Here is an 11,404-nt window from a genome sequence, read left to right on the forward strand (position 1 = left end):
ACACCCGTGCTGCCGCATATTCTCGCGCATTATCACAGCACGGGGAAAAACCATGACCTTCGCATTTCGCAAGCTCGCACTCGCCGCGGCACTGGCCACTATCGGTACCGCACAGGCCTCCATCGCCGACCACCAGGAATTCGAAGCCACGCTGCATGCGCCTTACCGCGCTGCCGCCGGCGCCAACGAAGCACGCAGCTTCAAGCTCGAATTCAGCTTCCCGCACGCCGAACACGCACAGGCAGTCAGCTGGGTGCTGGAGGTCGTCGATCCGAAGGGTAATGTAGTCGAACGCTGGGCCGGGGTTGAACAGTTGAAGGACAAACCGGTTTCCGTCAACATTGACTGGGCTGGCCGCAACCGCCGCAACGCCCTGCCGGACGGTATTTACAAGGCGCGCCTGCGCGCCATGTCGGAAGACGCCCAGCGCGGCATCGCTTCCGGCGCCGACGCCGTCCTGCGCCGCCTGGCCGCCGCCAAAGGCGAGGTGGAAGAACAGGAATGGGAAATCGCCATCGGCCAGCAGCAAGCCAAGGCCGATGCACCGGCCACGATGTCCATCGCGGCAGCGCCAGCCTCCCTGCCCTACACCGTCTACTTCGGCAACCTGCACAGCCAGACCAACCATAGCGACGGCGGCGGCGAGCTTGCCAGCTGCGTGGGCGCGCAAAACCCGCAATCGGGCGCCTACAGCCCGACCGACGCCTTCAACTTCGCCAAGTCGCGCGGCCTGGATTTCCTGATGGCGTCCGAACATAACCACATGTACGACGGTTCGGATTCCACCAACACTTCCGCCGATCCGGCCACCGCCAAGGCCTTGTACCAGTCCGGCCTGTCCATGGCCGCCAACTTCAACGCCGCCAACCCCGATTTCCTGGCGATCTACGGCATGGAATGGGGCGTCATTTCGAATGGCGGCCATATGAACATCTTCAACTCGAACGAGTTGCTGGGCTGGGAGAGCAACAGCTCCGGCCAGCTGATCGCCGACACCTACACCGCCAAGAGCGACTACGCCAGCCTGTACACCCTGATGAAACAGCGCGGCTGGCTGGGCCAGTTCAACCACCCGTCGACCAGCGGCCAGTTCATCGTCAACGGTGTTCCGCTCGGCTACACCGCCGACGGCGACGAAGCGATGGCGCTATGCGAGGTGATGAACACTTCCGCCTTCTCCACCAACACCAGCGAAACGGAAACGAGCCGCAGCAACTACGAAGGCGCCTGCAAGAAGGCGCTGGAAGCGGGCTACCACGTCGCCTTCAGCACCGACCAGGACAACCACTGCGCCAACTGGGGCGCTTCCTACACCAACCGCACCGGCGTGCTGATCCCAAGCGGCACCGCGCTCTCCACCACCGCTTTCATGGACGCTATCCGCGCCCGCCGCGTGTTCGCGACCATGGACAAGACTTCGCAGCTGGTGCTGACCGCCAACGGCCACATGATGGGCGAACGCTTCAGCAATACCGGCACGCTGAACCTGGTGGCCAATTTCAGCAGCAGCAGCGGCAAGACGGTATCGACCTCCGAATTCTATGAAGGCGTCCCTGGCCGCAACGGCACCGTGACCCTGCTCGCATCCAGCGCCAATACCACCATTACCCCGACTGACGGCGCGCACTTCTACTATGCCAAGGTGACCCAGTCGGACGGCAACATCCTGTGGTCGGCGCCGGTGTGGGTGACCCAGGGCGCCGGCGGCGGCGGCGACACCACGGCGCCGACCGTTAGCGCCAGCAGCAGCGGCAGCAGCGGCACCATCACTTTCACGGCCAACGCCAGCGATAACGTGGGCGTGACCAAGGTCGAGTTCTACGTGGACGGCGTGCTGAAAGGCACCGACACCGCCTCGCCATGGACTTACGCCTTCAATTCCAGCGGCGTGTCCAACGGCACCCACTCGCTGACTGCCAAGGCCTACGACGCGGCCGGTAACAGCGCCACATCGGCGGCGGTCAACTTCAGCGTCAACAACGTCACCGCGCAGCAGCTGGTGCTGAACAGCGGCTTCGAATCGGGCGCCACCAACTGGACCGCCACCAGCGGCGTGATCACCAACGACGCCACCGAGTCGGCCCACACCGGCACCTGGAAGGCATGGCTGAACGGCTACGGCAGCGCGCACACCGACACGCTGTACCAGCAGGTAAGCATTCCGTCGACCGCCGCCACGGCCACCCTCAGCTTCTACCTGCTGATCGACTCCGCCGAAACCACCAGCACCCAGGCCTACGATACGCTGAAAGTCCAGGTGCGCAACAGCAGCGGCACCGTTCTGGCAACGCTGGCTACGTACTCGAACCTGAACAAGGGGACGAGCTACGTGCAGCGCACTTTCGACATGAGCGCCTACAAGGGCCAGACGGTGCGCATCTACTTTGAAGGCGTGGAAGGCACTTCGGTGGCGACCTCCTTCATCGTGGATGACGTGACGCTCAACGTGCAGTAACCGGAATCAATTGCGTATCTCCCGCAAGCCCTTGCCCAGCTTGCGCCGCAACAAGGTACGCAAGGTCACACCATCGCGGTAGCCCACCTGCTCGGCGATGCGGTCGATATTCTGGCCGCTGGTCTTGAGCAGGTGGACCGCTCGTTCGACGCGCAGGTCCTGGACATAATTGACGGGCGTCTTGCCCAGTACCTCCTGCAGGCGCCGGGCCAGCGTACGCTTGCTGGTGGCCAGCGCCGCTGCCGCCGCTTCCAGGTTGAAGCCTTGCGCAAGATGCTGCCTTACCCAGCGGTCAAAGTTCGCTATCAGCGGATCGGCATGCGCCAGGTGATCCGAAATCACATAAGCCGATTGTGCCGGCCGGGAATCCACCACCAGGTAGCGCGCCACCATCGCGGCCAGTTCCGGGCTGGCTTGCCGGATCAAGTCCAGCGCCATGTCCAGGTGGCCGAGGGCCGCACCGGCGGTGATGAACTGGCCTGACGCGACCACCATGCGCTGCGCGTCCAGATGCACCGCAGGATAACGCTGGCGGAACAGGGGCGTCAGCCACCAGGTGGTCGTTGCTTCTTCCCCATCCAGCAAACCGCTCTCCGCCAGCACGAAAGTGCCGATGCAGGCGGCGGCGATACGCACGCCCTGCCCTGCCATGCCGCGCAGGACGGCGCCAGCGTCGGCCACCTCGCTCGATGCCAGTGCGGCCTGCAGTGGCGCAGGCATCTTGTGGCCGATGGCCGGCAGAATCACCAGGTCCGGCGCAGGCGCCGAGCTCCATGGCACGATCGGCAAAACCAGGCCTTGCGCGCTGCGCACGACAGGACGCAGGCCGGCCAGCGTGACGTGGAATTGCGGCTGCGGCGCCGCCAGCATCGGTGCGAGCTCATTGGCAGTCGTGAAAGCATCCAGCACGGCGGCAAGCCCGGTGTCGAACACACTTTCCAGGGCAAGTACGGTGATATTCATGGCGCGATTGATACCAAAGATGTCAATCTCGCCAATTTAACGGCAAGTGTGGCGCCAGTAAAGTCTCCCTATCGCAATTTCGCGATCAATCCAACCAGGAGATAGACATGATCAAATACGCACTGTTCGCCCGTTTCGAAGCCAAGCCAGGCAAGGAATCGGCCGTTGCCGACATCCTCCACACGGGCCTGGCCTTGGCCAAACAGGAACCGGGCACCAAATACTGGTTCGCATTGCGCCTGTCCGAACGCGTGTTCGGCGTGTTCGACGCCTTTGAAACCGAAGACGCACGCCAGGGCCATCTGAACGGCCCGATCGCGCAGGCCCTGATGGCGCAAGCGCCCGAGCTGTTTGCCACCCCGCCAAGCATTGAGCCGATCGAGGTGCTGGGCCTGAAAGCCGCCTAAAGACCGGTCTTCGCCTCACTCCAGCTGGTAGGCGTAGATATTGACGACGTTGAAGGTGGTGTCTGGCACATACACGCGGCGGTCGCGCGCATAGATGAAAAACGGCATCCAGACGCCGCCAACTTCGGGGTATTTTTTGAATACCAGTTCTCCCGTGACGTATTCCAGCGTGTCCTCGCCGATGCGGAAAACCTTCAACGCCCGGTTGACCAGGTCATTCACGATCAGGTGTCCTTCCTGGTCAACGCACAGGCTGGCCGGCAAGTAGAACTTGTCGGCATCTTTTTCCAGGTCGTCGCAATAGCCCGCGCGGCCGTAGCTCCACAAGCTCTTGCCCTCGCGGTCAAACACGCGGATGCAGTTGTTGAACTGGTCGCACACGAACACGCGCTCCTGGGCGTCGATCGCCACGTCGCATGGGGCGAAATTGGCCAGCGGTTCGCCGTCTTCCACCCACTGGAAGTTCTTCACGAACGACACCAGGCCGGAAGGCTGCAACTGCCACATGGAGATGCGGTTGTTCAGCGAGTCGGCGATATAGATTTCGCCGCGGCTGTTCACTTCCAGGCCTTGCGGCGCTTTCAGGGTGCCGTTGCCGCCCAACCCTTCGCGGCCGAATGGCAGGCCGTAATTCAGCAGGTGGCCGCCGGGGCCAAACTGGAACATCGATACCGTGCAGGCGTTGAAGTTGGTAACGAAGACCAGCGGCGTGCCCGGACAGATCTGTCCCAGCAGCGGCTGCGACGGGTAGTACACCGCCATCGCCAGCCCGCCTGGCATGAAGAAGCCGCGCATCATGTCCTGCAGCTGGGAGATTGGATCGGCGGCGGTGTCGAAAGTCTTCATGCACCAGTTGCCGGAATCGATGTTGTAGGAAGACGTTGCGGCTTGCGCCAGCGGATCCAGGCGAGCGTGAAGTTTCAGCTGGTCGTACCAGTATTTGTAGATATTGGCCGTGGCGGTGGCCCAGTTATCCAGCCAGTTTGAATGCGGCAAGGTGCCGCTCCCGGCGCGTTTTGGATCGACGCCGATCACCGCCGTCATGCAATTGAATTGCGAGGTTGCCGCTTTCAGCGCCTGGTTGTCGCGGCGGTGGCCGACGGCATCCAGCAGGATCGCATCCTGGTCGCCGCCATCGCGATCCGGTGCAATGCGCATCTTCAGCACGGTGGAGGCGAAGGGTTCGGTCACATAGTAGACGTTCGCATCAGCCGCCGCGCAGATCTGGTACGGACCGACGAAGACCGCATCTTCCAGCGTGCCGTACACCAGGTCGGACAGCGAATGCACGGGTTGCGCCTTATGGTTCCACAGGGGCAGCATGCCCTCCACCACCGTCAGCAGCTTGCCGTCGGTGTCGTAAATCGTGATCGAATCTTCGACCTGGCCCGGCACGAAAACACGGTCGTCGATCACGCATACCGAGCGCATGACGTTGAACTTGCCGATGCCGGCAGGATTGCCGAAACTGTGCAGCAGCGAAGTCTCGCCAGGGCACTGCACGCGCTCGTCCTTGATCGGCCAGGCCGTATCGATTTTCAGCACTTCGTAATGGCCGGTATTGGCCAGGTACAGGTTGCCGCGCGAGTCAGAGGCCAGGCCCTGTGGCCACAGCAGGTCGTGCGTGCTGTTGGCGTCGTCCACGGTACGGAACTGCAGTACGAACTTGCCCTCAGGTGTGAACTTGACGCAGCGGCTGCGGTCATCGCCCTTGGTGTGGAAGAATTCATCGCAGACGTAGACGTAATGTTCGCCATCGGCCTCCTTCACGAAGGCGATGCCATTCGGATCGCTCAGTGGAACAAAGTCCTTGCCGTTGATGCCGTCCGCCGCATCGCCGAAAGCGAACTGGAAGTCCACCGTGTGCTCGTCGTAGTCGAACACCACTACGCGGCCATTGCCCATGTCGGTGCAGTACATCAGGTCCTGCTCGGGATGCGGACACAGATGGAAAGGCATCATCAGGCGCCGCGCCTGCTCGCTGCCCTCGCCCGGGGTATCGATCACGTGCAGCAGCGTATCGAGGTCGGCACTGAAGACCAGCAGGCGGCTGTTGCCGGTATCGCACACCCAGACATGGTCATAATGGTCGCGTGCAATGCCGACCGGGGAATTCATGGTGAAGTCGTCGGGCAGTTCACCGCGCGCGGTGGTGCCCGGCAAAACCAGTTCACCGTAGTGCGTAATATGATGAAATTTGCTCATGGCCGTCCCTGCCTGTTGTGGTATCGAGCATTCCAGTATCGGGGCTGCGCTGAAATTCGGCAACATTGACAGAAAAGCCTACATTTAGCGGGCTGCGCGGGCTTTCAATTGACTATCTCCAGTTATGGTTCCGCTACAACAAGAGGGCCAAATAGTTAAACGCAAGTGAACGCGAAGTTTATACTTTTCAAAGTGCATCCTTTTTGCATTGCCAAGCGGAATGCTCCGTATAGTCCAAATCCTCACTTGCTTCGTCGTGCTCGCCGCGCCTGCATTGCAGGCACGGACAGTGCTGGCTGTCATCATCGGTGCGGAAGTCGATTGGGCGCCCCATTCTTCGACCGGCAACGCTCCCATGCTGGCGCGTTTCAACGAAGGCTACGCGGAACTGCGCAAGTCGCCGCGCTACAAGGAAATTGAGGAGCGCTGGTTCAAATGACCCGCTCCATCGCCACGCGCCTGCTGCGCATCATCTTTGGCTGTTACTTCATTGTTACAGTGCTGGTGACTGTCTTCCAGCTGGCCGCGGAGTACAAACACACGCGTACGCGTGTCGAGAGCGAGATCGAGGCGATGCAGAACACTTTCGGCCCCGGCATCGCAGACGCCATGTGGCGCTTCAACGACGACATCATGCGCGGCATCCTGTCCGGAATGAAGGAACTGCCGATCGTGGTCGGCATCAAGGTGGTGGATGACCAGGGCAAGCTGATACGCGCGGTCGGTACCGTGCTCGATGACCAGGGCCGGCATATGCAGGTGCAGGCCGACGGCAAACTGGCGCCGCCACTGAGCGGTGACGGCTTGCTTGGCGAAGTATTCAGCCGCGAATTCCCCATCACTTACCAGCTTGAAAACGGCAGCACGCAGGTGATCGGCAAATGGACCGTGTATTCCAACCGGCGCATCGTCATCCGGCAAGTGGAATATGGCTTCTTTCTGATCCTGGTCAATTCCGTGATCAAGACCATGGCGCTCTGGTTCATCTTCCTGCTGGTCGTACGGCGCATGCTGGGGCAACCGTTGCAGCAACTGGCCGCCTACGTGGGCCACCTGAACATCGGCAATCTTGGCAACGAGCCGCTTCGGCTGCGCCAGGGCGGCAATACGGAGCTGGACCTGCTGGCCCACAAGATCAACGAGATGCGTGAAAACATCCTGGCCGGGCTGTCGGAGAAAGCCGTGCTGTACGAGGAACTGGCGGTGCTCAACGAATCGCTGGAACGGCGCGTGGCCGAACGTACGGAAGCCATGCGCCATGCACAAGATGAACTGGCGCGCAGCGAAAGGCTGGCGGCCCTGGGATCGATGGTGGCGGGCATCGCGCATGAACTCAATACGCCCATCGGCAACTGCCTGGTTGCCGCCAGCACCATGCATGACAAGGTGCGCGCCCTGGACGCTTCCCTGGAGGCTGGCTTGCGCCGCTCCGACTTACGGAAATTCATCGATGACGCGAACGGCATCAGCGAACTCTTGTCGCGCAATATCGAGCGCGCAGCGGGGCTGGTATCGAGCTTCAAACAGGTCGCGGTCGACCGCACCAGTTCCCAACGCCGCAAATTCGACCTGGGCGCTGTGATCCAGGAGAATATGGACACCCTGGCGCCAGCCCTGCGCAAGACGCCTTACGAGGTGCTGCTGGACCTGGCGCCGCTGGTGGCGATGGACAGCTACCCCGGCCCCCTTGGCCAGGTGCTCTCGGCCCTGGTCGACAACGCCATCCAGCACGGTTTCCATGGGCGCAGCCATGGCCGCATATCGATCACGGTGCCGGTTCCCAGCAACGATCACGCCAACATCATCATCGCCGACGACGGCGTCGGCATTGTCTCGTCCCACCTCAATCGCATATTCGATCCCTTCTTCACCACCCGCATGAGCGAAGGCAGTTCAGGGCTGGGTCTCAATATCGTCCACAACATCGTCACCACTATCCTGGGCGGCAAGATCCACGTCGACAGCATGCCCGGCGTGGGCACCACCGTCCGCATCGCCATCCCGCTCGACGCGCCGATGCACCACGAAGAGCCAATTATTCCGCGGGCTTGAGCAGCACCGGCACTTCCTTGAAGGCAGGAGTGAGGGAACCGCGCGCCACCAGGTCCGGCGAAATCAGCGGCGTCAGCTCAGGGAAGTATCCGAACACGTCGCCTTCCGGCACATCGTACCGCACCAGCTGATAGCCGTTGCAGCGGCGCTCGATGCCGTCCGGCGAGGCAGCATGCACGTCAACGGTCTGGCCGTCCTCGAAACCGAGGCGCGTCATGGTGGCAGCCGAAATGAACAGCACCTTGCGCGTGTGATGCACGCCGCGGTAACGGTCCACCTCACCGGTCGTATCGCGATAAACGGTGGTGTTGTACTGGCGGTGCGCGCGCACGGTGGCAAGGCACAGGACCTCATCGCCGAAAACGGCGCGGGCACGGCGCATGATAGTGTCCTGCGGCAGCGCGATGGCCGTGAACTGCGCCTTGCCGCTGGCAGTGCGCCAGTCGCGGTTGCGGGCGCTGTTCGGCAAATGGAAGCCGCGCGGCGCCGTAATGCGCTGGTTGTACTGCTCGAAGCCCGCCACGGCGGTCTGCGCCACCTGCTCGATCAGGCCGCGCGTGATGCTGTAGTCGCGGCCCATGGCTTGCCAGTCGATGCCTGCAGTATGCGCGCCATCTCCCAGCGTATGGCGCGCCAGTTCGGTCACGATATGCGGCTCGGAGCGCAGCTTCTCGCTGGCAGGGTCGCTACGGCCAGCCGATGCGTGCACCATGCTCGCCGTATCTTCGACACTGACGAACTGGCGGCCACCCTCCTGCTCATCGCGCTCGGTACGGCTAAGGCAAGGCAGCAGCAGGCCGACACGGCCCGGATGCAGGTGGGTGCGGTTCAATTTGGTCGCGATGTGAACGGTCAGCTGCAGCTGTTCCATCGCCTCGAGCACGCGCGGCGTATCCGGACCAGCCACAGCGAAATTGCCGCCCAGGCCCAGGAAGGCGTGCACCGAACCATCCATGATGCCTTTGATCGCCGCCACTGCATCGAGCCCGTGCTGCGCCGGCGGCGTGAAACCGAAAACGCGCTCCAGTCCTTCCAGCCACTCCTTCTTCGGACGGTTGGTCACGCCCACGGTGCGGTCGCCTTGCACATTCGAGTGGCCCCGTACCGGCATCAGGCCAGCGCCGGGCTTGCCCACGTTACCGCGCAAGAGCATCAGGTTGACCAGCATCTGGATGGTCTCGATCGCGTACTCGTGCTGGGTCAAGCCCATGCACCAGGTGGCGATGGTGGCGTTGGACGCGATGTACATCGCCGCTGCCTTTTCGAGCTGCTCGCGCGGCAAGCCGCTATCCAGCACGATCTGCGGCCACCCCTGCGCACGCACGGCAGCCGCGAATTGTTCGAAGCCGCTCGTGTGGCGGGCAATGAAATCACGGTCCAGCACCTTGCCGCTCGCGTCATCCGCCTCCAGCACAGCCTTGCAGATGCCGGTGATGGCCGCCAAGTCGCCGCCTACGCGCACCTGGAAGTATTCGTCGGCGATGCGTGTGCCGCGCCCAGTCAGGGTTTCGACCGGCGACTGCGGATCGGCGAAACCGCGCAGGCCCGGCTCCAGCATCGGGTTGAAGGCCGCAATACGAGCGCCGCGCAGCGCCGCCTCGCGCAGATCGCCGAGCATGCGGGGATGGTTGGTGGCCGGATTCTGGCCGAAGACGAAGATCGCATCCGCATGTTCGAAGTCTTCACGCGTGACGGTAGCCTTCCCTACGCCCAGCGTGGCGCCCAACGCCATGCCCGACGACTCATGGCAATAATTCGACGAATCCGGCATGTTGTTGGTGCCGAAGGCGCGCGCGAACAGCTGGTACGGGAAAGCCGCCTCATTGCTGCTGCGGCCAGAAGCGTAAAACACCGCACGGTCCGGCGCATCGAGCGCATTCAGCGCACCGGCGGCCAGCCTGAACGCATCGTCCCACGCGATTTCGCGGTAGGTATCGCTGACCCCGTCGTACAGCATGGGAGCGGTCAAACGGCCGAAAGCCTCCAGTTCCCACTCCGCATGCTTGCGCAGCGCCGACAGCCGATTAGCCGCGAAAAACGCCGGCGTAGCGCGGCGCAAAGTCGATTCATGCGCAATCGCCCACGCGCCCTGTTCGCAAAAATCGACAAGCTTGTCCTTGGGAGAATCCGGATAAGCGCAGCCAGGACAATCCACCCCGCCCGGCTGGTTCAGCTGCGGCAAGACTTTCAAAGCCGGCACGGCGCTATTGCTGCGCAAAGCCTTGGCAGTGCCATGCAGCGAGCCCAGCCCGCCGGCAGGTTTGTCATAAAAGCGAATCGGATGCTGCACTGTGAACTCCGGTCTATACATCTTGATAAGGCCGCGATCCTAACATATAAGAAGTCGGGGTCAGCTCTGGCAATCGGACATTTGTGTCGCCGGCGTCAGGCGGCGACACAAATGTCCGATTGCCAGAGCTCGTATATTGAAAATGCTACTTCCGACGTGGGTATTAATATTTCGGGGACGGCGGGGCAAAGTCACACCGGACAGAGTTGAGGCCATCGAGCCTGTGGGTCAGATTGGTGGCTTTGCCCACTTGTTCATCTGGAACGCCGGACGGTATCTTAGGCCATCCAAATTGGTAAGCCTGCATACGAGAAAGGTGGACGAGATGAATACGCCTGTCGTAGGAATTGATGTTAGCAAAAAGAAGCTCGACGTCGCGTTGCTGGCCGAGGGAACCAAGGTCGTCGAGAACTCACCGAATGGCTTCGCAGAGATGGAAAGTTGGCTGGTCAAGCAAAAAGTCCGGCTGCCGGAAATCCATGTCTGCCTGGAGTCAACGGGGGTATATAGCGAGCCAATTGCCCTATACTGGTTCGACAAAGGGATCAAAGTCAGCCTGGTCAATCCCAATTGCATCAAGAGCTTTGGCGCAAGTGAGAACATCCGAAATAAGAACGACCAGGTCGATGCAGCATTGGGATGCCCCCTCGCTGGAGCAACGCCAGCTAAGAGCATGGAGTAACCGCCTGGCCGCCCTGCAGGATATGCGCCAGCAAGAAATGAATCGGCTAGAGACCCATGCAGTGGCTGAACAGCGCGAAATCGTCGCCCATGTACAAGCCCATATTGTGTGGCTGAATCAGCAAATCGCGCAGATCGAGAAGGATATCGACGATCACATCGACCGTCATCCAGGTCTCAAGCATGATGCTGAGCTGATCGAAACGATTCCAGGGCTTGGACGTACGACTGCCGCCAAAATTCTGGGCCATGTGGGTGATGTGCGGCGCTTTGAGAACGCCAAGGCACTAGCGGCATACATTGGCGTAACACCCAGACAACGCCAGTCTGGCAGCACAATACGGGGGCGAA

9 protein-coding genes are annotated in these 11,404 nt (G+C 61.7%); 6 read left to right on the forward strand and 3 right to left on the reverse strand.

The annotated features are described in order from the left end of the window. Positions 1-52: 52 nt before the first annotated feature. Complete coding sequence (locus tag GM658_RS22570; RefSeq protein ID WP_155456314.1) at positions 53-2,455, forward strand: CehA/McbA family metallohydrolase; 2,403 nt, start codon at positions 53-55, stop codon at positions 2,453-2,455. A gap of 6 nt (positions 2,456-2,461) precedes the next feature. Here GM658_RS22570 and GM658_RS22575 read toward each other — a convergent pair whose 3' ends face one another. Beyond that, positions 2,462-3,418, reverse strand: a complete 957-nt coding sequence (locus GM658_RS22575; RefSeq protein WP_155456315.1) for a GlxA family transcriptional regulator — start codon at positions 3,416-3,418, stop codon at positions 2,462-2,464. Positions 3,419-3,525: 107 nt separating this feature from the next. Between GM658_RS22575 and GM658_RS22580 the strand changes: the two genes are divergently transcribed. Next, positions 3,526-3,825 carry a putative quinol monooxygenase gene (locus GM658_RS22580; RefSeq protein WP_155456316.1) on the forward strand — a complete coding sequence of 100 codons (300 nt, stop codon included), beginning with the start codon at positions 3,526-3,528 and terminating at the stop codon, positions 3,823-3,825. A gap of 15 nt (positions 3,826-3,840) precedes the next feature. On the opposite strand, the gene GM658_RS22585 is transcribed toward GM658_RS22580, so the two are convergent. Continuing rightward, positions 3,841-6,030, reverse strand: a complete 2,190-nt coding sequence (locus GM658_RS22585; protein ID WP_155456317.1) for an NHL repeat-containing protein — start codon at positions 6,028-6,030, stop codon at positions 3,841-3,843. A gap of 220 nt (positions 6,031-6,250) precedes the next feature. Between GM658_RS22585 and GM658_RS22590 the strand changes: the two genes are divergently transcribed. Then, a complete protein-coding gene (locus GM658_RS22590; RefSeq protein ID WP_155456318.1) occupies positions 6,251-6,469 on the forward strand; it encodes a hypothetical protein in 219 nt (72 codons plus the stop codon). Beyond that, the gene (locus GM658_RS22595) at positions 6,466-8,082 is read left to right on the forward strand and encodes a sensor histidine kinase (protein ID WP_155456319.1); all 1,617 of its coding nucleotides are present in this window, start codon (positions 6,466-6,468) and stop codon (positions 8,080-8,082) included. Before GM658_RS22590 ends, GM658_RS22595 begins: the two co-directional genes overlap by 4 nt. Here the strand turns inward: GM658_RS22595 and GM658_RS22600 are convergent. Next, positions 8,066-10,393 carry an FdhF/YdeP family oxidoreductase gene (locus GM658_RS22600; RefSeq protein ID WP_155456320.1) on the reverse strand — a complete coding sequence of 776 codons (2,328 nt, stop codon included), beginning with the start codon at positions 10,391-10,393 and terminating at the stop codon, positions 8,066-8,068. The two genes, GM658_RS22595 and GM658_RS22600, sit on opposite strands and share 17 nt — an antisense overlap. Before the next feature lie 304 nt (positions 10,394-10,697). Here GM658_RS22600 and GM658_RS22605 point away from each other — a divergent pair, with 304 nt between their 5' ends. Together GM658_RS22605 and GM658_RS22610 are read left to right on the forward strand one after the other, a co-directional pair. Continuing rightward, positions 10,698-11,054, forward strand: a complete 357-nt coding sequence (locus GM658_RS22605) for an IS110 family transposase (RefSeq protein ID WP_170298920.1) — start codon at positions 10,698-10,700, stop codon at positions 11,052-11,054. Further along, positions 10,999-11,404: transposase (locus GM658_RS22610; RefSeq protein WP_155456322.1), on the forward strand; the 406-nt coding region annotated here is incomplete at its 3' end. The genes GM658_RS22605 and GM658_RS22610, both read left to right, overlap by 56 nt.

It is taken from the genome of Massilia eburnea, from assembly GCF_009720745.1.
Taxonomy (GTDB): domain Bacteria; phylum Pseudomonadota; class Gammaproteobacteria; order Burkholderiales; family Burkholderiaceae_D; genus Rugamonas; species Rugamonas eburnea.